We start from the raw sequence: 26,693 nt of genomic DNA, 5'->3' as shown, positions 1-26,693 counted from the left end.
GAAACATGCTTGAGTTGAAGGCTTCGAAAATAAGCTGATCACTTCTGTTCCGATCTCTTTTATAGCTTGAATTTACTGCCACAATCTTTCTTCTATTACCTCAAGTCCTTGTTCTTTGAGCGAATCAATATGTGCTTGTATCAGCTTCTGCCTTCCTAACGTGTTCCGCGTATAAATTAATTCACTTGTCGAAAATTCTTTTTTGACTTCATAGAAAAAGAGCGTCGCTAATTGTTTTGTTCTCGCCCATTTCCTAGGAACAGAAAAATAGCGTTTCTTTATTCTAATCAGGTAGCGAGTATCTAAAACGGGGCGCATCACTTCCAGCAAAGCAGAATTAAATAAACGCTCTTCCTGATAAGTAGCATCTATTAACTGAATGCGAAACTCGTGGTTATCGACAGTCATTTGCACATTTACTTGCTGTCTTATAGTTCCACTTACCTGAAATACTTTTAATACAGATTTTGCTAGTTTTTCACGTACCTGACAGCTCTTTTTCCACAATTTTTGTGTTCTTTGCTGATGAAAATAAGTGGAAAATCGTCCATGAATAAGCGATGTCCAGAATGTTTGTCTTGTGATAATTGGCAAGACTCGTTCATTTTGTTGTAAATCAGACGCTGTTGTCTGGCTCTTTCTTATGAAAACAGGCATTGTCATATGTGTACCTTTTGCCAGTCCCTGCTGCCAAAAGGTAATGAGATGTTCTCTATTATTTGTAAAGAAAAAATTTTGCTGATTATACGTTTCCAATGCTTGTACAGAGGTCTCTAATGGAAAATTGAGCCGCTCTATCCCTGTCGTAATCGTTTCTGGCACTTGCTGATTGGAAATCCCTTCTATATAGGACAATCGATTGAGAATAGGCGCTAACTCTGGCTGCTCCTGCCAAGATAGGTTTGGCAAATATTGACCAATATGCCATATCGCACTTAAGGGTTTCTTTTCTTTTGCACGTAATGCTCGTCCTCTTAATTGCTGGATTTGTACATAAGAGCTTGAATTATTTCCTAAAATAACTGTAGCTACACTTCGACAATTCCAGCCCTCTCCTAATAAGGCGACTGTTCCAATAACAATTTGCAGCTGATTTTCCTCCAGTAGATTTGTCACTTTGGCTAAAATTATTTTCCGATTCTTTTCTGTAAGATTGATACGTAAAAAATTTTCTATCCCCTTCATTTCTTGCAGTGCTTCCTCGTTAAAATATAGGTTTGCTATCTGACTAGAGACTAATAGAAACTTCCCGCAAATTACAGCAAGCTCTGTTTCCTCTGCTACTAGTTCATGTAGACGAAGAAACTGTGGAATAACACCATAGTACGAAGGATTGCTTTGAAAATCAAACGCCTCTTCATAAATTCGATCAAATAAAATGACACAGCTTAATTTCTGCTTAAGTGCAGCTTCTTCTTGAATGACAATATGATTAATTGCTTCCATCTTCGCTTCGTGGCTTCCTGCTAATTTTTCTTTGGGAAATGTTGGAAATAAAGAAAGAACGTCCTCTTTTAACCAATGTGCTGTCTTCAACCGCTGAAAGATTTCTAACTGAGGTGCCGTCTCCCATAACCATTCATACACTATAGAAAGATGCGCTTTTGAAAGTTCTGGCAAAGTAGATTTCTTTTTAAACCCTAGTACTTCCCAGTGATCCTTTGACAACTCAAATTGGTTGTTTGAAAGAAAAATCAACATGGCAATATAAAGATCAAACTGTTGGTATATCTGGTGCGTTTTTGCAAGTGGGGTAACTATAAATGGGTGTGCAGCCAGCAGATGAACCACTTCTGTATCTGCAATAAGTTGATCAACAATATCATTTTGTCTTGCAATAAACTGCGCATATTTTTGTTCTACCTGCGCATCTGCTTTGATAAAATAAACGAAATCCTGATAGGGATTTAATAAATGCTGTTTCACAAGCTCAGGAGAAGTGATCTCTTCATCAATCACTCCGTTCAACTGAATATATGTCCGCCATTCTTCTTGATTATTCGTCAAAGGTGGGGTAGCAGTTAATGAAATACTCACCAACTCCTCTGCCCGCTCTCTCGCCTCAATCAATACATCTCCCCACGCCTTTTTCAGATGATGTGCTTCATCTAAAAGAATCCATTCGAATTCTTTTAAACAATCTGGGTTAACTTGTACCTGCTGATACATTGCCTGATACGTTGTAATTGTAATCATTGCTGGCGAAAAAATATCTAGACTCACACTCAATGAAAAATGAGTGATTGCCTGCATTTCCCACTGCTCTTTTAATAAGAGCGAAGGAACTAAAATCAACGTTTTCTTTTTACTTTCGGTGATTAACGACAGACCGACCATCGTCTTTCCAGATCCAGGAGGAGCAACGAAATGATAGGTTTTTTGATGAGGATGGGTCTTTACATAATCCACTATTTTCTTTTGATGAGGATATAAGCTTATCGATTTCATATCATGTGTTCCTTTACTCTTTTTTCAACGCCCTCTATCTTATGCTTTAGCGGGTCAGTTATTTCCGTCAGATTCAATCCTTTCTATCACTTCATACATCTTTGCGTAGATGAAATTAGAATCAGCGGCTCAAATTTTCTTTGAATTCAATAAATAAAGAGGAAGAAATCCCTTATCTCCACTCTCTTCATTCTTTAAAAAAATGCTTTCTCTCTATGATTATCTCATAAAAAAAGAAGTGACGACTATTTAATTTGAAAAGATTTTTTTGGTATTTTGATTAAAATGAACCTATCCGTATAGTCATAGAATTTATCCTAAAAATTATCCCTAATGATCCGGCATCTTCAAAGTTCTAAAATTGAAGTCTTCTGATTCTCGTGACTGCTATAAAGAAAGATTTCAAAAAAATTCCGTTTATCCTTCCAATTTTTTTAGTAAATGATACTGAGAAACATTTTTCCTGTCATATTTTCTAATTTTCTCTTTGTCTGCGTATTATATGAAACTTCACTTTTTGTGTCATCAAATGGTAACTATTGTACAATAGCGATAGAAAACCATTTGATTTTTGATAGTTCTTACCTATAATGTTTACAACGGTCAAGAAACTTCATCTTTATCATAGATTAAATGGATGACATGACAAGGAGAGAAGGATATGTTTCATCATGAAATTGTTGACGTAACAAAAGAAGAGCTTCCTTTTAAGCTCATCATTCATAAAAATACCAGTGCAACCATCCCTAAACATTGGCATCGTTCATTTGAATTAAGTTTTACGATGAGAGGGAAAATTGATTCCTTCATCATCAACGGAAAAGAACAATCACCCGTTTGCGGAACAATTTTAGTTATTAATCCGAATGAAGTACACAGTATTTCTGGAACAACAAAAAAAGGGGAGCATAATGAGGCACTTTCTCTTTTAATCCCCTATTCATTTATGGAAGAGGCGATAGATGATTTTCCTTACCGCTTTTATCATCTTCCAGCAAAAGAAGAACAATCTGATTTACAGCGCCATTCTTACAAACAAATGCAACTAGCCTTTCAATCACTTTTTTTATGTATGGAAAAGCCAACAGATACTATTCAGCTCAAAATTTTCAGTCTTGTATACGAAATTCTTTATGAGTTATCGGAACATTTTTCCTCGGTTCGCTCTGTAAAAAATGATTTACAACAGACAGATACTAACGAATTTGAATGGATTGATAGTGTCATCATTTATATTCAACAATATTTTACTAGCCCACTAAGTGTAGGTGAATTAGCAGATGCTTTTCACTTAACACCTAGCTACTTTTCAAGAAAATTCAAGAAATATATGGCCATGTCTGTGATGGATTACATCACTGAAATCCGATTACAAGAAGCTTTCCAGCAAATTATTCATACACAAAAAAATATTCAGGCAATCTCGGACAGCTGTGGTTTTCCAAATCACAAGTCACTGATTCATATATTCAAAAAGACATATGGTCTCACCCCTATTCAGTATCGAAAGAACAATTAAGTCATAAATAGCCAAAATAAGAGTCAGTTTCCTGCCTTTTTTGTTAACGTTTGCATTTATAATTCAATTAACAAAAGAAAGGTAGGTTTCTGACAATGAAAACAAAACAACAACAGACAGTTTTTAAGATTTCTTTGTTATCTATTTCTGTCTTACTGATGTCTGCACCAATTATTTCTGCAGCATTACCCGCCATGATTGACAGCTTTTCAAGTCAATCAAAATCAGCAGTCGAAACACTTTTAACAATTCCTAATTTTGGAATCATCCTCGCACTGCTGATTAGTCCCTTTTGCATTCGTATAATCGGGAAGAAAAATACGGTATTAACGGGATTAGTCATTGCTTTAATTAGCGGGCTATTGCCTGCATTGATTAACAATTACTCCTTAATATTAGGTGCAAGGTTCACATTTGGCCTTGGAATAGGGTTATTTAACTCGCTAGCGGTTAGTCTGTTGGCTGAGTTTTATGAAGGAGATGAGCTTTCCACCATGATGGGTTTTCAATCCATGGCAGGCTCATTAGGAAGTGCAGGGTTATCATTTTTTATTAGTTATTTGGTCACTTTAGGCTGGCAGCAAACTTTTTGGGCTTACTTGATTATTTTACCCGTTCTTTTCCTATTTGGATTCTTTGTACAAATTCCTGAATCCCGAAAAACAAAAACAGCCGACGAAGTTCAAACCGAAACATTTTCAGTCAACCTTCCTGTGGTTGGATTGTCTATCTTAATTTTTTTCTTATTCGCATTTTTCATGGCGTCCGTTGTGAAGCTTCCTGAATTTATCATTCACAACAATATTGGCAGTGCTAGCAGCGTCTCAATCATCACTGGGTTGAGTACACTTGTAGGGATTCCAATTGGGATGTTTTACGGGAAAATCCACCAACTATTAAAACAGCAGGTTTTACCTATTGGACTGCTCATTTCTGCTATCGGATTCTTCATAGTCAGTCAATCAAGCACGTTAGCTGTCTTGTTAATTGGCGTTGGTTTTTCAGGTGTTGGCTTTGGTTTAGCCGTTCCATTCATTTATACATGGACAGCCCTTGTTGCAGACAAACGAGCAATAAACTTTGCTTATACCTGTCTAATTATTGCCACAAATATTGGAGTCTTCTTCTCCCCTGTCCTTTTAAATACTTTAGGGAAGTTATTTGACAACACCTCTGCAGGGTTTAGTTTACTCATGGCAGCCATAGGATTTTTAGCTATGTCACTTATTATGAGCATCAAGCTCGTTTTAAAAAAGAAAACAATAGTAAATAACTAGGAGGAAAAACAAATGATGAAAATAGATATTCCAACAATGCGCGCACAAATGGCTGAGGGCGATAAAAAAAGAGATACAGGATTGACTGAGCCTACAACGATTACAGCAATCAAAGAACTCTCTTACGGACCTCATGGCATTGAAAATACATTCGACATCTACTATCCAGTTGGAACAACAACCTGTTTGCCAACAATTGTCAGCATTCACGGAGGCGGCTTCTTTTACGGAGATAAAGAACTTTATCGTTTTTACACTATGTACTTAGCAAGTCAAGGATTTACCGTCGTGAATTTTAACTATCGGCTTGCACCTGTCCATCAATATCCTGCCCCATTAGAGGATACCAATGCTTTGATGAACTGGCTCCTGATTCATGGAAAAGAGCATTATGTTGACACAGAGCAATTATTTTTAGTCGGAGATAGTGCTGGCGGACAATTAGCAGAACAATATGCAACTCTGACGAGTAATCCTCACTATGCAGGCTTAATGGACTTTGCTATAGCGGATGTTCAATTTAAAGCGGTAGGATTAAACTGTGGAGCTTACTTTATTGGACAAACAGGAGCAATCAATCAAGATTTCCCATTTTATTTTGGTGAAACACTGCCGGAGCAAACCGCTCAACAATTTCCAGTGGAATCATTTATTACGACTGATTTTCCACCTGCCTTTATTACTACAGCAACTCATGATTTTTTGAAGGATGTGGCTGAGCCTTTAGCAACTATACTTCGTTCAAAAGGAGTCGAGGCAGAATTTCATCTTTATGAGAATCCTGACGGTAAAGAACTGCACCATGTTTTTCATTTGGACCAGCGAAATCCTATTGGGAAACAATGTAATGAGGAAACCTTAGATTTTTTCAGAAAATTTCTTTAACACACATTTTTTGGAGGTAGACGGATGAACTATTTAAGCGTAGATATTGGCGGCACTTTTACAAAATTTGGGTTGATTGACCATTCAGGTAACTTCCTCCAGCGTTGGAAAAAAGAAACGCCTCATTCATTGGAGGCGTTCCAAACACTGTTGCTTCGTGAAATACAGATTCATGAATCATCTATAAAAGGTATTGGTGTGAGCTGCCCCGGACGTGTAGATACAAAGACAGGCTACATCCACACAGGAGGTGCGCTAAACTTTCTGTATGACTTCCCGATAAAAAAATGGTTGTCTCAGTATACCTCCCTTCCCTTTTCTCTCATTAATGATGGAAAAGCCGCTGCCCTTTCTGAATGGTGGATTGGCAATCTAAAGGGTATTGAGAATGGGGCAGCAATTGTTCTGGGTACGGGTGTTGGAGGCGGATTAATCTTAGATAGCCGCCTTTATAACGGCCCCCATTTTCAAGCTGGAGAGCTGAGTTTCATGATTCAAGGTCATGTTGAATCAGCGCCCACCCAATTACTAGGCTATTCTGGTTCCTCTGTTCGCTTTATCCAAGAAGCAACTACCCTACTTGGCGTACCACAAGACGATTATGTTACTGTCTTTTCAAGTATTGAGACCAATTCCTCACAGTCTTTAAACAGGCTGTTTGAAGAGTACTGTTCTTCTATTGCACAATTAATTTCGAATTTGCAAGCCATTTTAGACTTAGAAAAGGTAGTTATCGGAGGTGGAATCAGCGCACAAGATTCTTTGATTCAAGAGATTAGCCAACAATATAAACGACTTCGTCAGCAAGAACCACTGTTAAATCAAACAATGACACCACTCCAGATTGACGCCTGCGCTTTTCGAAATTCAGCCAATTTGTTAGGTGCACTCTATCAGTTGCTGTTGGATTTGGAAGGATAAAAAGAGGAGAGTCGGGACAAAATGTTCCGTTCTGAAAACTTAGTAGGTGTATATGTATCATCGGAAGTGAAACTTCTGTGATTTACTGTACAAAGTAGGTACATCTTTACATCTGTTTCTTTCAGAAAGAGTGTATCGGATGCACCAAGTAGGTACGTCTCTACATCTATTTCTTTCAGAAAGAGTGTATCGGATGCACCAAGTAGGTACATCTCTACATCTATTTCTTTCAGAAAGAGTGTATCGGATGCACCAAGTAGGTACATCTCTACATCTATTTCTTTCAGAAAGAGTGTGTCGGATGCACCAAGTAGGTACATCTCTACATCTATTTCTTTCAGAAAGAGTGTATCGATGCAATTTCAGCTTATTTTCGAAGCCTTCAACTCTAGCGTGTACCATTCGCATAAGTTATTGAAAGACAAACGTAGTGAGTCTTTCAATTCTTTGTCCTGCTTTTAGAGATTGTTGAGCTTTTATGAGGGTGGACTTGGGACGTAAGTAGTAACTAAAAATCCAGATACCAGTTAAATTGATTGGCATCTGGATTATTTTTTTGTATTAACATAAGAACTTTTTTACTCAATTAAAAGTGCCAAAAAAATAAAAATCCAAGATGTTCTTATGTTTAAAAATTATACCAAAAATCAAGTCTTTCTCCTTACTTCAAAGAAAATTTGCCTATCAAAGACAGAAAAAGATTCTAGGGAAACGAAATAGCGACTTTAATCTAGACACTACGTTCATGCCTATGGAAGATAATCACATGAAAAATGGTCAGCTGAAATCTGGCTACAACCTTCAAATTACCACAAACAGTTAGTATATTGTAGATTATAAGCTTTTCTTAAATCCAACAGATACACGAACATTGCGCCTCTTTGTAGCTACTTTAAAAGAGCGTTTTTTTGAACTACCAACCTATTCGCAGATACCGGTTATAGAGGAGTAGAAAACTATCAAGTTATTTTAGAAGACCTTGAACGGACGCCGCTCATTACCTAGGCTATATATTAAAAGACAAAATAAAAACATTGTTTTTATTGATTAATAAAAATTATTGTCTTATATTAAAATGTAAAATCTGCATATTTGAAAGTCACAGGAACAAAAGCCGATTCAAATAAAGATGGATGGGGTTCCTTAGTTAATTTTAATGGTTCAATTAAAATGAATTGAAAGGAAACAAAATGAAAAAATTAAAAGACATTTTAAACGGATGGTTTGACCTAGAGGAAGTAGATATTAATCAATTATCAGGTTCTTATTTTGATGGAGAACTTTCTAATATTAAAGAGGTTACAGAAGGAGAATATTCGATAACGGAAATAAAAAATAGTGTAACTGTCTATGGAATCAAACGTAATGACAAAAGCGAAAAATATTTTTTAGAACCTTGGGGACATTTATTTCCACTAGAAACTTTAGACGGAACTGTTATTTTACTAGTGATTTCTTTTGAACAAGATAATTATGAATATTTTACAAGTAATTCTACTAGATTAGTTCTAGATTTGACTATGAAGTTAGGCATTACAGAAGAAGATATTATGAAGAAAACCGATAAATATTATAGCTATAAAGCTGCTAAAGACATACTAGACAACTACAATGATTTTATATAATTCAACACAAAACGGTACTCAAAAATCAAACTAGAGCAAAAGATCCTGATTGATTTTTGAGTACATATTTTATATTTTTTTAGGAATTTCTACAATTGTTTCTAATAGCCCCACGCTATCCAATTTCTTTTTTATTTAATACATCAATGAACGATTGTACTTTGCACAAATTTTTTCCTTACTCGGCATTTCGTTCGTAGGTACTAAATACCCATCTTTCCTAACAGAAAAAATAATATCTGTATGCTCATAATTGTCCGGTGAAATTAGCTGATTCGGATACCAATTAATTACGTCACCTTCTTGTAAATCTAAAAATCACTTCCCAACCAAAACTACTCCAAGAACAAACAAGACTTCACTAGGACTTCTATTACCTACGCTCGTTTGTATTGCCAGCATAAAGCCATAATAAGTAAAAGAAGCCTCCATATCAGGTAACTTCATGTAATTCCGCCTTCGGAACCGCCTATTTTTCGTGCGCTGCCTTGTAGATAAGGATAAACTAACCCTCTTTGTTATTTTCCATCTGCAAACCAATAAATATACAAAAGTAAGTTTCACCAAATTTACATTTTTAAGGAAGATTCTTGACTGAACTTTCACTTTCCGCTTGTAAAGTCACTTACTGTCTAGCGAACTCCAACATCATTCTACTACCGATAAGAAAAAATCATTGAGTGTTTTCCACTGATTATTTTTCATTTGAGAAATCCTCTTTGCCTGCACCTCTAGTTGAACAAGTTCTTTTTCTATATAATTATTTAACACGTCCAACCGCTTCATTGAATCCAGCTCGTTTGTTTCTTTTTTTCTTCTTAATAAATCAGCGACCACAGGCTTTAGATTCTCGTCAAGGAGCTCATTTGCCAGCTTATCAAATTCAATCGGCGGTATTTCATTGAACTGTAAAATCCATTTACTGGCTAAAATTGGACGTAAAACATATAAGTACTTTTTTGCTCTTACGTGATCTGTTTTTAAATAGTCTCGATAATTTGAATTTGCTGTGTGCCAGTAATGAAAAAGAGATTTTTTAGTGGAAAAATAGTTCTCTAAAATGACGTTCATTTTCTCGGCTTCAGACGTTTTTTTATAAACAATTGGTGAAGAAAACCATTCAAAAATAGTTGGATTAGATTTATACAGCAGACGTAAGGCTTTTTGAATGTCCCAACCATTGATGTCGAACACTTCATCTAGCTGCCATTCAATCACATCTCTTACATCCTCTAATTTCAGATAACTCGATTTCTCTCTTATATATAGAAACCGAATATCATAGTCACTATCTTGAGACTCAAATCCCCACGCCCGACTCCCTGATTCAACCGCTAGAATGATTTTTACCCCTTCTTTTTCTTCTATTTCTCTAAGTTTTTCCTGAATCGTCTTTTCCAACGAGCACCCCTCCATTCAATAATGATTATTTTATAGAGTAGAGACAAACACCAAGTTCTATCGTCATGCTGTATCTCTACTCCTCTTCATTTCAGTCTTTCATCTATCCTTTAATGACACCAATGGTTGATAGTTTTTTAATAGGGACTACCAATTCTTGTTGATTTGCCATCACTTCATCAATATTTTTATAGGCAAATCGGCTTTCTTCTGCGACATCTGCTTTTTTCACTTTCCCTAAGACAACTTCTCTTTCTTTCAAATCCAGCATCACTGATTCGACTGAAATTTCTTCCTTCGCTTTTTTTCGTGAGTACACACGACCCGCACCATGAGAAGAAGACATAAAACTATCTGGATTTCCCAGCCCTTTGACTAGATAGCTAAATGACCCCATCGCTCCAGGAATGATTCCCAGCTCCTCTTTTCTAGCACGTGTTGCACCTTTTCGGTGAACCCAAACATTCTCTCCATAATGATTCTCTAACGCAGCATAGTTATGGTGGCAATTGACTTTCAAACTATATTCCACCTCTTTATCCACATATTTTTTAATGAAACCAGAAAATATACTCATGGTCGTCTCTAACATTCGTTCTCTGTTTTCATATGCATAGTCTAAGGCAATGGACATCCATTTAAGATACGCCTTTCCTTCACTTGTCCGTGTAGGTAAAAAGGGCAACTGATTTTTTTCTGGTACTTGGCTGTACCACAGTTCATTCAATTGTCTGGCTACCCCATTAAAATGTTGGCAAATTTTTGCGCCCAGATTTCGACTTCCCGAATGAATCATGATGCCGATATACCCTTCTTCATCCTTTTGAAACTCAATAAAATGATTGCCGCCCCCTAGTGTACCAATTTGGTAATAGGCATTTTCTAGTAATTCATTTGATTCTGGTAAGCTTTCATCGCCTGCCATATCCTTAAGTGCTTGATCAATCACTTGAGAAGATTGTTTTTCTTTATGTAACGAAAATCCTACAGGTATATCACGCATCACTTGGTTAACAATCAGCTTCATGAGTGACTGGTTATCATGTGTAATTTCTTGTATATCACTATACAAAACATCAGTTTGGATATAGCACATTCCACAGCCAATATCCATACCCACAGCATTTGGGACAATCACCCCTTTAGTTGCTAACACACCTCCAATAGGCATTCCATAACCATAATGACAATCAGGCATCAATGAAACCCACTTAAAAACAAAGGGAAGTTCAGCCAAGCTCATCGCCTGCTCTAGCACATTTTCTTCAAGTGTTCCTTTTGGCAACCATACTTTAATCGGAGAAGCATTTTCATTTTTTTCATAGTGAACAAACATTGTTCTCACTCCTTTTCTATTTCTTACATTCATTGTAAAAGAACCGTGAGGATTTCACCTTAAAAAAATGTTGCGAAGATACCTTTATCAATTTGTTATAATAGAAAGAACAAATAGAATTAGCGAGGAAAACACATGAGCAGACGCTTTAATGAGCTGATAAAAGAATTCAATACCATTCGATCCTACGCTCGAGATTTTTACATCAACGGCTTCAAGCAACGTGAGGACTTTGATGAAAAGAGCCTACGTAGCTATGATAATGAACGTCGCCGAATTGAAAGCTACTTACATCCATACATCCAATGGGAACAAACCGCTCAAGGAAAGACTATTCGTCTTGACTTAAAACAAGAGCAACTGGATACCAATCCTTTTTTCAAGTTATGGCAAACAAAGAGTTTTACAAAAAATGATATCTTTCTTCATTTTGTTCTCCTCGATTGTCTTACTAGATTTGATACGCTCTCACTATCAGAGTTAACAGAGTTGATTCACCAAGACTATTTGAGTTTATTTGAGAATGCGCCCATTTTGTCAGAAATTACCGTGAGAAATAAGCTGAAAGAATATTGTCAGATAGGTATTCTTCATGAAACTGAAAAAGATAAACGACGTTCTTATCAATTCGTTTCGCCTATCAAGCTGAATGAAAAAATGATTCCTGTCTTACATTTTTATAAAGAAATTTTTCCAGGCGGAGTGATTGGTCAGTTTTTATTAGATCAGATAGATACTCCTAGTGCGAGCCCGTTTCTATTTAAACACCACTTTATCGTTCATAGTTTAGATGAGCTTGTCGTCTTGAAGTGTCTCACAGCCATTACTGAAAAACGAACTCTACATATAATAAAATACAATAATAAACCAGTAAGTTTCTCCCCTTTTTCACTGTATATCAGCACAGAAACGGGACGACAATATTTAGTTGGATTTATTCACAAAAAACTTTTGACTTCTATTCGAATCGACACAATCAAAGAACTTTCTTTAGGTAAGGAGATAAAGAATTATCTTGAACTTGCTGAACGGTTTTCTAAATTAAAAAATACCTCATGGAACGCTAGTTTTAACCGGAATTCTCTTAAATATTTAGGCGTGCTTTTATATATTGAGGAAGGAAAGGAAGAATATTTACTTACACGAATCAATCGAGAAAAACGAATGGGGACTTGGCGAAGAATTGATGAATCAACCGTCCTTTTTGAAATAGAATTACTCGACTTATTTGCCATCAATCCTTTTTTACGAACGTTTATGGGACGGATTATTTCTATTGAAAGTACAGATGAAAAATGGAAACATTTATTTATTCATGATATGAAAGAGATGATTGCTCTTTACCAGCCATCGGAGGAGGTTCTTGATGATTGATATGTTATTTCACGAGGTTTATGGTGTTTATTTCGCCATTGTCAAAACTATTTTAAGTCAAAAACACCCGTTGACAACTAAAGAACTTGATGAAATCATTCGAGCAAAAGGCTTCGATGAATCCAGCTTACAAGTTCTCCCTTCTTTGCAAAATAAAAGAAGTCCCTGGTTTCTTTTGCGCGAGGAAAACGGAAATTGGTTGCCTGTTACACAACATTCACCTGAATTCATTCAAACAACATTAGAACGAAGATGGCTAAAAACGGTGCTGACTGATCCGCGGTTGATGTTTTTCATGGAGCCTAATGAAATTGCCGATTTGAATCTGCAACTAGAGGGAGTCGCTCCACTTTTTACGCTCTCTTCTCTCACGTATTTTGATCAATTCCAGCAAACAGACTCGCTTGTTGCATTCACTCAGCAACAAAGTCACTTTAAACAGCTATTAGCCGCTATTCAGGAAAAAAAGCAGGTGAGAATCCTCTATCAAAGGAATCCGGCCACAGAAAAAACAAGCGGAAAATTCTTACCTGTTAAGTTAGAATATTCACCAAAAAACAATCTATTTCGATTAAAAGCATGGCGAATTTTACGAAGAAGCCGATTTGAAGTCACACTCAATTTGAATCGAATACTAAGTATCCATTCCATTGAATCAGTGAAAAATAGTGCTGACTTACCCATCACCTCGCGACAGAAACAGGCAAGTGTAACTTGTATCCTTGTGGACAAACGCCAAGCATTAAAACGCAGTATGGATCATTTTGCAGACTTTCAAAAAACTACGCGACGCTTAGATGAAACTCATTATGAATTAACCATTCATTATGCAACAGCAGATGAAACAGAAGTTCTCATTCGGCTTTTATCATTCGGCCCCTTTTTAACTGTCACCGCACCTGAACGCTTTGTTCAGCAAGTCAAAGAACGGGTTGAGGCACAGAAAAAGTGGCTGGATGAAAAATAAAAGAGGCGCTATTTCATCATTCATCCTTAGGACAAGACTTCTTTCATGCTAGGAATCTGAAAGAGATAATGGTTTCATCAATCCTCTTTCGTAACATTGCTTTTCAAGAATATGAGGTGTCTATCTTCTGCAAGAGACTGTCAGCAATTATGGAAACAGTGAGTAGTAACAAAAAGAAGAGTCTGGAGGTCGGGACAAAATGTTCCATTTTTGAAAACTTAGTAGGTGCATATGCATCATCGAAGTAAAGCTTCTGTGATTTACAGCACCAAGCAGGCACTCTTTAAACTGACTGGAAATACCAAAGATTATCTTCCAATGTTGACTGATTTCCGGTGCTACTCAAACTTTGGAAACAAGTAAGTGTATCTGTTCCTGCCGTTTATTAAACTTTTACGAGGGTGAGGTTTAACTTAATTAGTTATCCCTCACCCTCGTACTTATAAACGCTTAAGGTTGGAGACAAAAACAGCCTCCGTCCACAGCTTCTTTATAATTCTTCACCGTTTGAAGCAATTACTTTTTGATACCAAGAGAAAGATTTTTTTCTCGTTCTCTTTGCAGACCCTTGGCCTAAATCATCTAGGTCAACATGAATGAGTCCATAACGTTTAGACATTTCCGCAGTTGAAGAAGAAACAATATCAATGGGTCCCCACCAGCAGTATGCCAAAATATCCACACCATCTAATACAGCCATCTTCATTGCTTCAATGTGCTTGCGAATGTAATCAATCCGATAATCATCTTGAATCGATCCGTCAGCTTGTATTTCATCCAAAGCGCCTAACCCATTTTCAGCTACAATAATGGGTTTTTGATAGCGATCCCAGTTTTGACTTAAGGCATTATAAAAACCAAGCGGGTCCATTCGCCATTCCCATGGAGTTGGCTCTAAATAAGGATTTTGTGACATGTCAAATGCTTTATACTCATTTTTCTTATGATCAATCACACTTGATGAATAATAAGACATGGCTAGAAAATCCATGGTGTTTTCTTTTAACAGCTTCTCATCTTCTGGCTCCATCTCAATTTTAATATTCTGCTCTTCAAAATAACGCAAAATATAGGTTGGGTACTCTCCCCTAAAGGCAATATCTGTAAAATAGTAGTTTTGTAGCCGATTTCGCTTCATTGTCAACGCCACATCTTCTGGATGACAGGTTGCTGGATAGTTGGTTCCATCAGCTAACATAATTCCCATTTGCATTGCCGGATCAATCGTACGTGCTAATTCAGTCGTTTTTGCACAAGCAACAAATAAATTGTGTACTGCTTGGTACATCAATTGATCCATCTTCTCTTCTGGAACTTGGTCATCATAAATTCCTAACAAGCCAAAACGAACAATTGGAATCAAATTAATCTGGTTTGCTACAATCCAATAAGTAACTTTATCATGATAACGCTCCATGAGAACCTTTGCGTAGCGAACAAAGAAGTCAATCACTTTACGATTTCCAAAACCTCCATATTCAGTCACTAAATGCAAAGGCATGTCATAATGTGAGATAGTCATAATGGGTTCCATCCCGTATTTTAACAGCTCATCAATAAAACGATCATAAAATTTTAATCCTTCTTCATTTGGTTCCAGCTCATCACCATTCGGAAAAATTCGACTCCAAGAAAAGCTTGAACGAAAACAAGTAAAGCCCATCTCTGCCATCAACTTTAAGTCTTCTGGATACGTATTGTAAAAATCAATCCCGTGGCGTTTAGGATAATAGCCTTCTGTATCCTCAGCCGCCGCTTTAATATATGCGAGTGTCCCTCCCCCTTCTAGTCCATAGTGTAATCGGTCAAGATTCTGATCATACATATGAATATCGCTAGTCGATAGCCCTCGACCATCCTTTAAATACTCTCCTTCAACTTGGCAGGCTGCTACTGCGCCTCCCCATAAAAAATCTTTTTTAAATCCAGTTGGTAATTTTTTCATTGTGTCCTCCTTTAGAGTTGTTCACCATTTGTTGCACACACTTGTTTATACCAGGCATAACTATCTTTTAAGTAACGCTTATTACTACCGTTGCCATAATCGTCGCGATCAACATAAATAAATCCGTACCGTTTACTCATTTCACTTGATGAACAAGAAATAATATCAATCGGTCCCCAAGCATAATAGCCTCGTACATCTACCCCATCAATAATGGCCTCTTTCATTGCTTGTAAGTGTTTCTTATAAAAGTCAATGCGATAGTCATCGTGAACCATTCCTTCTGTAAATTCATCATAAAACCCACTGCCATTTTCAGTAATATAAATCGGTAATTGATAGCGGTCGTATAATTCATTCAATGTATAGCGTAATCCAGTCGCATCAAACGTCCAGCCCCATGGATTGGCTTCAAGATTTTCATTCATTTCAAAACCAGCTTTTGTTGCAAAGCTCTCTTTTGAAACAACTGATGAATAATAATAGGAGAAACTCAAGAAATCAGCCGTATTCTTCAAGTCTTCTGCATCATTTTCACCAAAATTAATTTGAATATTTTTTTCTTGTAAATGTCTTAGATAATAGCCGGGATAATAGCCACGCAGTAAAACATCTGTATAGAATAATTGTGTTTGGCGATACTGTAATGCTGCTAGGTTATCTTCAGGCTTTGTCGTTTTTGCATACACTGGAGAATTATAAATCATCATGCCTATTTCTAAATCAGGATAGGTTGCATGCGCGTATTTTGTGGCTCTTGCAGAAGCAACAATTTCATTATGAACCGCTTGATAAATGGCATTTTGATAATTATCAACTCGATCTTCCAGTATTCCTAGATGATTGAATGTTTCAAAATGTACGAGATTAATTTGATTAACTACAATCCATTTTTTAACTTTTGAATGAAATCGATCAAATAACGTTTGGCATAGCTTTTCAAATAATGGAATCGTTTCTCGTGATAGCCAACCATTTTGTTTCAAGGCTAGATTCAAAGGCATTTCATAATGAGAGATAGTAATCATTGGTTCGATACCTAAACGAAGCATTTCATCAAGAAGTTCATCATAAAACTTTAAGCCAGCTTCATTTGGTTGACTATCATCACCATTTGGAAAAATCCGAGACCAGTTAATACTTGTTCTTAAAGCATTAATACCCATTCCTTTTAATAATGCCAAGTCTTCTTTATAGGTGTGGTAAAAATCAATTCCCCAACGTTTTGGAAAATAGCGATGCTCTTCTTTTCCACTTTTTATTGCTTTTAGTACATATTCAGATGACAAGCCTTTGTTGCTCTTCTTTTTTATATCAATATGGTCAACAAATTCATTCACATCTGCTACACATAGACCTTTTCCATCTTCTAAATAGGCACCCTCCATTTGATTCGCAGCCAATGCCCCACCCCACAAGAAATTTTTAGGGAATCCTGTCGGAATATTATACATAGTTATTTGGCCTCCAATGCTGAAATTCTGCTATCTACTGTTTTTGAGATTGAAATGATTTGTTTTGCTAGATTAATTTCACTCATAATTGTCATCAATGTATCTTGTGCGTGCGCAAACAGCAGACTATACTCACTTTTCTCTTCTCCTGCTGCTTCATCTTGAATCGCATCTGTTTGGATTTTATGTGCTTTCGTAATTTCCTTTGAAGCCAGCTTCATTTTTTCATCAGCTAATTCAAAATCATTTTTAGCCACTGCATTTAATGCTTCCATACAGATAGCACGCGCATCCCCAGCATGAAGAATAATCATCATCGCTGCTTGAACTTTTTCTTCTGTCATCTTATCATCTCCTTAAATTTGAATACTTATGCTTCCTCTGCTTCTTCTCGTATGCATTGATTGTCATATACACGCAAGAACGGATACCAAATCAATGTTGAGACAACAAAAATGATTACAGCTAAAGCAACGGATCCTAAATGACCACCTGTCGCTAACCAGGTCAAGATTGGATAGGGGATATACCATAGATTAAATTGAATGTCTGGAATTTTACCAAAAGGAATCACTATTGTTAAAAACCAGGCTAATAATGGAACAACGACTGAATTAATCCACATTGGAATCATCAACATTGGGTTAAAAGCAATCGCACCAAATACTATCGGCTCATTGATATTGAATATTGAGGGTACAATAGATGCGCGACCTAAGGAGGTCAATTTTTTTGACTTCATTGTCAGCATTAAAATAACTAACCCTAATGTACAAGCCAGTCCGCCAATTTTTAAATACGCATAGTCAAAACTTTGTGTGGCAAACATTTGCGCCCCTTCATTGATATTTAATTCAATATTCTGTAGATACACAGGTGCTGTAATTGGAAATAATATCCACCCGGAAATCCCTAAAGAATATAGAAAGACAACGATAAAATTCACCAAGGTAAAGCCCCAAATATTAGACATTACACTTTTTAGAGGAACAAAAATAGATTGAATAGCTAGGTACAAATCAAAATTAAAAATAAATATTAGCACCCACCCAAAAATAACAATCAAACCAACTGGCAGCATTTGATCAAACCAAGTTCTGACAAAGTCAGGTAGACTAGTATCTTCTTTAAAGAAAGAAATTTTTCTTAACGTTTTAAAGATAAAGGCGACAAAAAAGCCAGAAATCATCGAAATGAACATACCGGATGAACCAAATGAATCATGACTAAAGCCAACTACACCATCCTTGACTAATTGTGGAGAAATAATCATTGCGTATAAAATCATTCCAGCAATTGCCGCTACAAATCTTGAGCCGCGCATTCTAAATTTCTCCATTAAAATCATTGGAAGTAAAAATGCTATCATCATCCCAATAACACCCATTGTCCAGCCAAACGGCGTCCAAAAATTAGCAAACCATTCAAAGCCTTTGATTTCTGATGGCAATGTTAATACTGCAAATATACTTCCTAAAAAAATTAATGGCATAATTTGATTAATTGTATCTTTCAGACTACTAACCCAACGATTATTTGCAAACTTATTCATTTTAGGCTGAAAAGTTTCTTCTAACCACTTCATAATTTTTTTCATTTTCTTACTCTCCTTTTACGCATTCATTTCTTTTCTACTAATTCATTTCTTCCAATAAATGTTCGATTGCTTTTTGTCCATCTAATTTTGAATAATAATCCGGACGCATTAAAATAACTGGCAGCTCACGTCCTTCTGTATAGGAGTCAATATCATCTAAGATATAAGATAAATGTGGCCCTACCATCAATGCATCAATCTCATCAATATAATTTTCAATTTCAGATTCACTTCTTGCTCGAATCTCCATTTCAATCTCTTGAACTTTCGCTGCCTTGCGCATATTTGCAGCCATAAAACCTGAACTAGCTCCTGAACCACAAACCAACAATATATTTAATTTTTTCATCATAAACGTGCCCCTTTCTATAAGACACCACCAGTATGCTTGATTTTTTTCACAAAAAAAAGTAAACATTTGCACAGTTGGGGTGCAAACATTTACTTAACAACTACTTTTGGAACACCTATAATTAATACAATCCTTTAAAAGAATAAATAGAGTGGAGGCGATATCTTGAAAACGAACCATGTCACGCTTATCAAATTACTGATGGAACAGTCTGCTAACGCTAGCCGTTTAGCGACTCTTTTAGATGTTTCTTTACGCTCTATTAGGAATTATGTCAAAGAAATCAATAGCGCGTTTCCTGATACAATCAGTTCTTCAAATAAAGGATACTCCATTAATCACAACAAGGCGATAAGTATTTTAAAAGAAGAACAGTATGATATTCCGCAAACCAGTAAAGAAAGAATTGACTTTATTATTACTCGTCTGCTGAACCATAATCAGCGAACACGAACAAATATATATGATTTAAGTAATGAGCTGTATATATCCACTTCAACTTTAAAAAATGATTTAAATAAAATCAAAAGAAAACTGGCTCGATTTGACCTGTCCTTGATTCAAGAAGGAGATTGGATTCATGTGGAGGGCCTAGAAAGAAATATCCGAAAAATCCTTAGTTTTATCTTATATGAGGAAAGTAGCGTAAATTTTGTTAGTATGACTAGCTTACAACAAGGGTTTCCAGATATTGATGTTGAGTTTATCCGAAAAACCCTTATAGAAATTTTAGATAAGCATCAATATTTTATTAACGATTATTCCTTAATTAATTTATTATTACATCTAACCATTGCCGTTGATCGTATACAAAATCAAAGTATACATGATGAACAAAATAGTCAGTCAGAAAAATTATTTCTTAATGAATATACTGTCGCACAGGAAATCTTAGAAAAATTGGCTCAAAAATTTCAAATTACTTATGATAATACCGAGATTAATGAGTTATCCTTATTAATTATCACACGTGCAACCTCCTTAAATTATAAAAAAATCTCTAAAGCGAATATTGAACAATATATTGGAAAAGATTTACTTGCTATTGTTCATGAATTAATCAATTCAATCAATATATTTTTCCATAAAAACTTATTTGATGAAGATTTTTTAGTACGTTTTGCATTACATATTAGAAATTTATTGATTAGAAGTGCAAATAATCGTTTTTCAAAAAATCCATTAGCAGACAGCATTCGAAAAACAAGCCCTTTGATTTATGAGTCTAGTGTTAATTTAGCATCTGAGCTAAAAAATTTAACCGGTATTTCTATTAATGATGATGAGATTGCCTATATTGCTTTTCATATTGGAAGTGCCATCAAAACAGTAGAAAGTCTAAAAGAAAAAATTAAAGTTGTTTATTATTGCCCTAATTACTATGATATTCAAGATCAGCTCGTCCATTTCATCAAAAAATATTTCGACACTGATTTAATCATTACTTCAATTATTAGCGATGAGAGCCAAATTACTGAATTAAATCATACAGATTTGATTCTTACTTCTATTCCTATTTCGACTCTCTCAGATATTCCAGTCATTCAAATCAATATTTTTCCAAATGACAATGACCGCATCCTCTTAAGCAATACTATTTTGAAACTCAGAAAAAAGAAGGAGCAGCAACAGTTTAAAACATATTTAAACGAATTACTAAACGAAGAATTGTTTGAAGTGAATCCTTCTATTCAAGACTCTAAAACTTGTATTATCTATATGGCAAACAGGCTGTCAGACAAAGATTATGTGGATCAACATTTTTTAAACGAAGTATTAGAAAGAGAAAAATTGTCCCATACTGCTTTTTCAGGTGCGGCAATTCCCCATTCAATGTATATGGATGCAAAGAAAACAGCCATCAGTATTCTCATTAATCCAAACGGCATTAAGTAGGGGAACACCACTGTTCATATCGTTCTAATGATGGCTTTCAAAAAAAATGAGCGCTATATTTTTAATGAAATTTTTGAGCCCCTTACAATGATTTTAACAGGTGCTGAAAATCTACAAAATTTAACCACTGTAAGTATCTATGAGGAATTTATAGAGAAAATAGTTGATTTGCTTTAAACACCTGGTATTATCCGATCAAGCATTTCCTTTCAATAAGACAACATGGAGAGGTCGGAACGGGAGTGTTCCGACCTCCAGACTGTAGATAAACTTTTTTAGAATTTTCATTATAGTAATAGCACTTAAAATTTTTCAATGAAATGATTGCTGTGCATATCCCAATACTTTTTATATACAAAATCAGTATGACCGTAAAAATTGAGTTGATACATTCTAAATATGACAGGAAAATTTTTGGGCTGCCATTGTTCTTCATAGGAGTAACGATAGGTCATCCCTAATTTTTGCATAACCTTGCCGCTTCTTGGATTGTTTCTATCATGTGTCGCCGTAATATAAGACAAGCCATCTTTTTTTACTTGTTCTACCACAACTTTCCCTGCTTCTGTAACTATTCCCTTGTGCCAAAATTCCTTACGAAGCCCATAACCAAAATCATGATTTTCTTCCATGCTAACATTGATGTACCCAATTGGTACGTTATTTTCTTTCAAGCAGATAGCATATGCATAACCTTGCGGATGTTCATATTTTGAAGCATATCTTTTCTCATAGAATTTTTTTGTGTCTTCGAGACTTTTCAAGGTATACCAAGGTAAAAATTTATTGACTTCTTTATCTTTCAAAATAAGAAAAAGAGCTTCCATATCTTTTTCAGTGAATCGTCTTAGAATCAAGCGCTCTGTTTTTAAAGTAGGTGTATTCACGTTATCCTACCTCCATAAATTTGTATTTATAAAACTCCTTTTGGTATTCAACTTTTGATTTAATAAATTTAGGGTTGCTTCTACAGAATTATCCAAAATAATTCTCAACATTCTGATAAAGTCAATCTCAGGTAAATATTTCACTTTTTGAGGTATCTCAATAGTCACTTTTGTTTTCTGATTTCATTGTAATTCTTTTTTATTATACGTAAGCAGTCTATCCAATTAGAATACATCTGTATAGAGGGTCATAAAAAAATTTATTATTTCCATATCAATGTTTCCACTTAAATGACGCTCGACAAATATAATCATAAAGCAAACAATTAAAACTGTAAATGTCGACAAAAAACGACAGGTATACTATAGACGTGTATACGAAGGTAAAAAATTGTTTGTAGTAAATTGAAATTCTAGGAGTATTCATGATGCGCTAGCTACTAGAATATCCACATATGTATCTAGCATTAATAAGTTGTTGTTACCAATCCCTTCTATTTCAAATAATAAAAAAACAGTTATCAAGAAGTAAGATTCTCTTTAAATTCATAGTTATAGTCTATTAGAGGAGTCTATCAATAAAGTTAATTACATAAATAGTCTAATTTCAAAAATTGCCAAGTATAGATTTTTTACTTAGTTTAAACGCCAAATAAATAAGCAATGAACCTCAACTGGTTTTTTTGTTGAGAATTACTAAATTTGACTTAAAACCTAAGAATGTTAACTCCGTATTCATCACCTTGATTTCATGTAAATAAAAAAAGAGGGCATTCACCTCGACCAAATTGGCCAAATGAACGCCTCTTAAATGTTTCCATCGTACAATAGCTGTTGGCTATTCTGCCGCTAACGCTGCCATTGTAATATAGTTATACGGTTGATTAAAGTGCGGCAAAAAGAAAATATCTAGTAGCTTCAATTCATCAATCGTTGCTTGTTTTTGGATTGCTAATGAGAACATGTGAATAGCCATTGAAACATCCATTTTTGACGATAGCTGTGCCCCCACTATACGACGTGTTGCCTTTTCGTAGACAATCCGAATTTGCACTTTTTCATTTTCTTTCATAAAGGTTGGTTTTTGATAATCCTCGTAGTCCGTGTATAACACATCCATATCGAATTTCCCAGCCGCTTTAACCGTCAAACCTGTTGATACCATGTGCAACCCGAAAATAGAAATTCCATTGGAGCCTTGTACCCCAATTGCGTTTAAGTGAATGCCGGCAATATTGTGCCCTGCGACAATTCCAGAACGTACTGCATTCGTTGCTAAAGCAATATACGTTTCTTTTTGTAAAGCGTTTGAATAAATTGTTGCACAATCCCCCACTGCATACACATCAGGATCACTTGTTTGTTGCGTTGCGTCAACAAAATAAGCGCCATTTTTAAAAGTTTCTAAATGGTTTTTCCCAAGCGTATTATTTGGTAAAAAACCAATTGCATTAATGACTAGATCCACTGGATATTCTTGTTTATTCGTTACAATAGCTTCAACAGTTTCACGTCCTTTATAAGCCGTAGCAATTTCTCCAAAATGAAGCTTAATGCCATGATCTGCTAATGTCTGATCCATTTTAGTTGAGAACTCAGGATCATAGTAGCTACTTAACGCCCCAGACTCTCCATCAAATAAATGAACATTCTTCCCACGTCGCTGCATCGCTTCAGCAATTTCAACACCGATATAGCCGGCACCTACTACGGCAACATTTTGAACATCTGTACAATCAAGTATGCTATCAATCGTTTTCCCATCTTGAAAACTCTTCAAAAAATGAATGTTTTTCAAGTCTTTTCCTGGGACATTGGGAGAGATTGGTCTAGAACCTGTAGCCAAAATCAGCTTATCATAGGTTTCACAGGATGTTTCTGTTTGATTTTTGCAATAGACTTTTTTATTACAAAAATCGATCATTTCTACTTCTGTCTCTAATGAAATCTGAGCACCCTTCTTCTCAAATTCTTCTTTATTCGTGTAGAATAGCTCTTCGTATGAATCAATTTGTCTTCCTACCCACAAAGCGGTTCCACAACCTAAATAGCTAAGAGTAGAATTTTTATCAATCATGACCACTTCATGACCTGTTTCTTGAGACAACAACACATTTGCTGCTGCAATTCCGGCATGATTTGCTCCTATAATAACTGTTTTCATCTGTTTCCTCCTATACAAAAAGAGGTCGGAACAGAAGCATTCAGCTCCGAGAAATAAGAAGGAATTCACGAAGATTGTTCCTCAAATCTTTGGGAATTTCAGCTTATTTTCGAAGGAGTTGCTTCTGTCCCGACCTCACCCTCTCATTTTTTTATGCTTGCGCTGGTAAAATTGTTTCTACTTCCGCATGTGGACGTGGAATTACGTGAACAGAAAGTAACTCACCAACACGTTGAGCCGCTGCTGCACCTGCATCTGTTGCAGCTTTTACTGCTCCGACATCGCCGCGAACCATCACAGTAACGATTCCGCCACCGACCATTTCTTTTCCGACTAATGAGACATTAGCCGCTTTAACCATTGCGTCTGCCGCTTCAATTGATCCGATTAATCCTTTTGTTTCTACCATTCCTAAAGCATCTGATTTCATTATAATTTCCTCCGATTTATATTAATTTTTTTGGATAACAATGTTTGTGTTTGGTGTGACACCAAGAGCATTAGCCTCTTCTGTATCGATATGACACTCAAGACCTGAATTTTCAACCGCCCGAATAACTACTTGATTTAACGAGCCACCTCTTGGACCGGCAAAATTGATGGTTACTTCTTCGCCATCTGTGACGCCAAATCGCTTCGCTTGTTCAGGAAGCATGTGGATATGTCTTTTCGCAACAATCACGCCTTCCTTCAGTTCCACTGAACCATTTGGTCCAATAAGAGTCGCTCCTGCAGACCCCGATAAATCTCCAGATAGTCGCAGAGGCGCTTTAATTCCTAGTTTAAACGAATCACTTTGCAAGATTTCTACCTGAGATTGTTTTCTAACAGGTCCTAAAATCCGTACCTTTTCAATTACGCCTTTCGGTCCAGCAATAATGATGGTTTCTTTACAGGCATACTGTCCTGGCTGTGAAAGATCTTTCAATTTCGTTAATTGGTATCCTGCACCAAATAACTTATCAACAGCTGTTTGAGATAGATGTGCATGCCGATTAGAAATTCCCACTGGAATTTCTTCACCCTCTTGTTTCACTTCCTGATTTTGAAGCGTTGGTGCTAGTTTTTCTAACAATACACCCAGTAGTTCTTCATAATTTTCCATTGTCTTCTCTCTCTTCGTTATTGATTCATCGCTGCCAACACTTGACGAACCATATTTGCTAGGTCTTCTATTTCAGGATCTGACTGAACTTCCATCTGCTGGCTTGCAGGCTGCTGCTCTAGTTCTGGTGCAACAGAACATCCTGTTTCATAATTGAAGGTTGGATCATCTTTTACCAGAGTAGTCACATCTTTCAAACCATAAGCGACCTTTTTAATATTTAATAAATGCTTAGGTCCCACATTTTCTGATACCGAACTTCCGCCAAATGTTCCACATCCTAGGGTAAATGAAATGGGTAAACCTGTGCTGATTCCTGTTCCCCCTTGGCTTCCACCTGTGTTTACTAAGATTCTTGAAGCAGGTTTTGCTGCAAATTTCAGAACAATGTCACGATCATTCGTGTGAATACTCATTGTATGACCAATCCCATTTTGTAATAAATCAATACTTAACTGACAAGCTTCCTCCCAATCATTAACTACATAAAAAGCTAGCACAGTTGTTAATTTTTCAAATGAAAGCGGATAGCCTGCTCCTACGCCACCTTGCTCACCAATAAGCACCTTTGTATCCTCTGGAATACAAATTCCAGCTGCTTTGGCAATCACTTGTGCATCACGACCCACAAATTTGGCATTCATTGCATACCCATTTTTAAAGAGTAACTGACAGACCTTATCTGTTTCCTCTTTAGACATGAAGTATCCGCCTTGTGCTTTCAATTCTCGAATTACTGCTTCTGAATTTGAATGCTCACAAATGATAGATTGTTCAGATGCGCAAATTGTTCCGTTATCGAAGGTTTTAGAAGCCATGATTTTAGCTACCGCTGACTTCACATCTGCCGTCTTTTCAATATAAGCAGGTGAATTTCCCGCCCCTACACCTAATGCTGGTTTTCCTGAACTATAGGCGGCTTTGACCATTCCTGGTCCACCTGTCGCAATAATCAAGCTCACTTCTTTCGCATGTAAGAGCTCATTAGTTCCAGCCATTGTTGGAAGAGATAAACAACTAATAATTCCTTCTGGCGCCCCCGCTTGAACAGCTGCTCTGTTTAATAGGTCAGCCGCCTTTTTCGTACAGTCTAATGCTGACGGATGTGGAGAAAAAACAATTGCATTTCGTGATTTCAAGGCAATCATCGCTTTAAAAATCACTGTTGAAGTAGGATTAGTTGAAGGAATAATACCCAACACTAGCCCTACAGGTTCCGCAACATCAAAGGTACCATTTTCTTTATTTTCATCAATGATGCCAATCGTTTTTTGGTCTTTAATTTCCTCATATAGCAAGGTTGATGCGGCATGATTTTTGTATGCCTTATCCATAACTTTGCCAAAGTTTGTTTCTTCAACTGCTCGTTTTGCTAAATCTACTGCATGTTTGCTTGCTGCAGCTTTCATATTTTGTAAAATACGGTCAATTTGTTCCTCTGTAAATGTTGCAATTTGAGTAGAAGCAACTTTCCCTTTTCTCGTTAAGTCACGAGCTTCTTGTACTGATCGTAAATCTTTATCAACTATTTCCATCTGAA

At 36.1% G+C, this 26,693-nt stretch carries 22 protein-coding genes; 8 read left to right on the top strand and 14 right to left on the bottom strand.

Annotated features, from left to right (window positions below; translation table 11 throughout):
- Positions 1 to 72: 72 nt before the first annotated feature.
- Positions 73 to 2,448, bottom strand: coding sequence for a DEAD/DEAH box helicase family protein (locus tag I589_RS02380; RefSeq protein WP_010769733.1), 2,376 nt, complete (start codon positions 2,446 to 2,448; stop codon positions 73 to 75).
- A gap of 661 nt (positions 2,449 to 3,109) precedes the next feature.
- On the opposite strand from I589_RS02380, the gene I589_RS02375 reads away from it, so the two are divergent.
- The 5 genes from I589_RS02375 (at position 3,110) to I589_RS02350 (ending at position 8,675) form a co-directional block, all read left to right on the top strand.
- Positions 3,110 to 3,967 carry an AraC family transcriptional regulator gene (locus I589_RS02375; RefSeq protein ID WP_010769734.1) on the top strand — a complete coding sequence of 286 codons (858 nt, stop codon included), beginning with the start codon at positions 3,110 to 3,112 and terminating at the stop codon, positions 3,965 to 3,967.
- Positions 3,968 to 4,062: 95 nt separating this feature from the next.
- Complete coding sequence (locus tag I589_RS02370; RefSeq protein ID WP_010769735.1) at positions 4,063 to 5,244, top strand: MFS transporter; 1,182 nt, start codon at positions 4,063 to 4,065, stop codon at positions 5,242 to 5,244.
- 12 nt (positions 5,245 to 5,256) lie between these two features.
- Positions 5,257 to 6,129, top strand: coding sequence for an alpha/beta hydrolase (locus tag I589_RS02365; RefSeq protein ID WP_010769736.1), 873 nt, complete (start codon positions 5,257 to 5,259; stop codon positions 6,127 to 6,129).
- Positions 6,130 to 6,153: 24 nt separating this feature from the next.
- Positions 6,154 to 7,050, top strand: coding sequence for an ROK family protein (locus I589_RS02360; RefSeq protein WP_010769737.1), 897 nt, complete (start codon positions 6,154 to 6,156; stop codon positions 7,048 to 7,050).
- A 1,190-nt stretch (positions 7,051 to 8,240) separates the two neighbouring features.
- Positions 8,241 to 8,675, top strand: coding sequence for a hypothetical protein (locus I589_RS02350; RefSeq protein WP_010769738.1), 435 nt, complete (start codon positions 8,241 to 8,243; stop codon positions 8,673 to 8,675).
- Between the two features lie 318 nt (positions 8,676 to 8,993).
- Here the strand turns inward: I589_RS02350 and I589_RS18670 are convergent, their stop codons facing one another.
- From I589_RS18670 to I589_RS02340, 3 genes are all read right to left on the bottom strand, one after another.
- A complete protein-coding gene (locus tag I589_RS18670) occupies positions 8,994 to 9,122 on the bottom strand; it encodes a hypothetical protein (protein WP_281169495.1) in 129 nt (42 codons plus the stop codon).
- Between the two features lie 201 nt (positions 9,123 to 9,323).
- The gene (locus I589_RS02345; RefSeq protein WP_010769739.1) at positions 9,324 to 10,076 is read right to left on the bottom strand and encodes a nucleotidyltransferase domain-containing protein; all 753 of its coding nucleotides are present in this window, start codon (positions 10,074 to 10,076) and stop codon (positions 9,324 to 9,326) included.
- A 103-nt stretch (positions 10,077 to 10,179) separates the two neighbouring features.
- Entirely contained in the window at positions 10,180 to 11,412 is a 1,233-nt protein-coding gene (locus I589_RS02340) for an RtcB family protein (RefSeq protein ID WP_010769740.1), read from the bottom strand.
- A 135-nt stretch (positions 11,413 to 11,547) separates the two neighbouring features.
- Here I589_RS02340 and I589_RS02335 point away from each other — a divergent pair, with 135 nt between their 5' ends.
- Together I589_RS02335 and I589_RS02330 are read left to right on the top strand one after the other, a co-directional pair.
- Positions 11,548 to 12,786, top strand: a complete 1,239-nt coding sequence (locus tag I589_RS02335; RefSeq protein WP_010769741.1) for a hypothetical protein — start codon at positions 11,548 to 11,550, stop codon at positions 12,784 to 12,786.
- Positions 12,779 to 13,753: a WYL domain-containing protein gene (locus I589_RS02330; RefSeq protein ID WP_010769742.1), complete on the top strand. Its 975-nt coding sequence runs from the start codon at positions 12,779 to 12,781 to the stop codon at positions 13,751 to 13,753. The genes I589_RS02335 and I589_RS02330 overlap by 8 nt, the downstream gene beginning before the upstream one ends.
- 490 nt (positions 13,754 to 14,243) lie before the next feature.
- Here I589_RS02330 and I589_RS02325 read toward each other — a convergent pair whose 3' ends face one another.
- From I589_RS02325 to I589_RS02305, 5 genes are read right to left on the bottom strand one after another with little or no spacing between them, the layout of a single operon-like run.
- A complete protein-coding gene (locus tag I589_RS02325; protein ID WP_010769743.1) occupies positions 14,244 to 15,698 on the bottom strand; it encodes a glycoside hydrolase family 1 protein in 1,455 nt (484 codons plus the stop codon).
- Between the two features lie 11 nt (positions 15,699 to 15,709).
- Positions 15,710 to 17,152 carry a glycoside hydrolase family 1 protein gene (locus I589_RS02320; RefSeq protein WP_010769744.1) on the bottom strand — a complete coding sequence of 481 codons (1,443 nt, stop codon included), beginning with the start codon at positions 17,150 to 17,152 and terminating at the stop codon, positions 15,710 to 15,712.
- Positions 17,153 to 17,154: 2 nt separating this feature from the next.
- Complete coding sequence (locus I589_RS02315) at positions 17,155 to 17,496, bottom strand: PTS lactose/cellobiose transporter subunit IIA (RefSeq protein ID WP_010769745.1); 342 nt, start codon at positions 17,494 to 17,496, stop codon at positions 17,155 to 17,157.
- 26 nt (positions 17,497 to 17,522) lie between these two features.
- Positions 17,523 to 18,749 (bottom strand): PTS sugar transporter subunit IIC, encoded by a 1,227-nt coding sequence (locus I589_RS02310; protein WP_010769746.1) that lies wholly within the window; start codon positions 18,747 to 18,749, stop codon positions 17,523 to 17,525.
- A 37-nt stretch (positions 18,750 to 18,786) separates the two neighbouring features.
- The gene (locus I589_RS02305; protein WP_034684575.1) at positions 18,787 to 19,098 is read right to left on the bottom strand and encodes a PTS sugar transporter subunit IIB; all 312 of its coding nucleotides are present in this window, start codon (positions 19,096 to 19,098) and stop codon (positions 18,787 to 18,789) included.
- Positions 19,099 to 19,266: 168 nt separating this feature from the next.
- On the opposite strand from I589_RS02305, the gene I589_RS02300 reads away from it, so the two are divergent.
- Positions 19,267 to 20,997: a BglG family transcription antiterminator gene (locus tag I589_RS02300; RefSeq protein ID WP_010769748.1), complete on the top strand. Its 1,731-nt coding sequence runs from the start codon at positions 19,267 to 19,269 to the stop codon at positions 20,995 to 20,997.
- Between the two features lie 302 nt (positions 20,998 to 21,299).
- On the opposite strand, the gene I589_RS02295 is transcribed toward I589_RS02300, so the two are convergent.
- The 5 genes from I589_RS02295 to I589_RS02275 form a co-directional block, all read right to left on the bottom strand.
- Entirely contained in the window at positions 21,300 to 21,884 is a 585-nt protein-coding gene (locus tag I589_RS02295; protein ID WP_010769749.1) for a GNAT family N-acetyltransferase, read from the bottom strand.
- Between the two features lie 838 nt (positions 21,885 to 22,722).
- Positions 22,723 to 24,048, bottom strand: a complete 1,326-nt coding sequence (gene nox / locus I589_RS02290; RefSeq protein WP_010769750.1) for a H2O-forming NADH oxidase — start codon at positions 24,046 to 24,048, stop codon at positions 22,723 to 22,725.
- Between the two features lie 151 nt (positions 24,049 to 24,199).
- The gene (locus I589_RS02285; protein ID WP_010769751.1) at positions 24,200 to 24,478 is read right to left on the bottom strand and encodes a BMC domain-containing protein; all 279 of its coding nucleotides are present in this window, start codon (positions 24,476 to 24,478) and stop codon (positions 24,200 to 24,202) included.
- A 21-nt stretch (positions 24,479 to 24,499) separates the two neighbouring features.
- Positions 24,500 to 25,153, bottom strand: coding sequence for a phosphate propanoyltransferase (locus I589_RS02280; RefSeq protein WP_010769752.1), 654 nt, complete (start codon positions 25,151 to 25,153; stop codon positions 24,500 to 24,502).
- 17 nt (positions 25,154 to 25,170) lie between these two features.
- The gene (locus I589_RS02275) at positions 25,171 to 26,688 is read right to left on the bottom strand and encodes an acetaldehyde dehydrogenase (acetylating) (RefSeq protein WP_010769753.1); all 1,518 of its coding nucleotides are present in this window, start codon (positions 26,686 to 26,688) and stop codon (positions 25,171 to 25,173) included.
- Between the last annotated feature and the right edge of the window lie 5 nt (positions 26,689 to 26,693).

Source organism: Enterococcus phoeniculicola ATCC BAA-412, from assembly GCF_000407505.1.
In the GTDB taxonomy this organism is placed as follows: domain Bacteria; phylum Bacillota; class Bacilli; order Lactobacillales; family Enterococcaceae; genus Enterococcus_K; species Enterococcus_K phoeniculicola.
The sequence above is the reverse complement of the archived record's forward strand: the minus strand, read 5'-3'. Positions and strand labels throughout refer to the sequence as shown.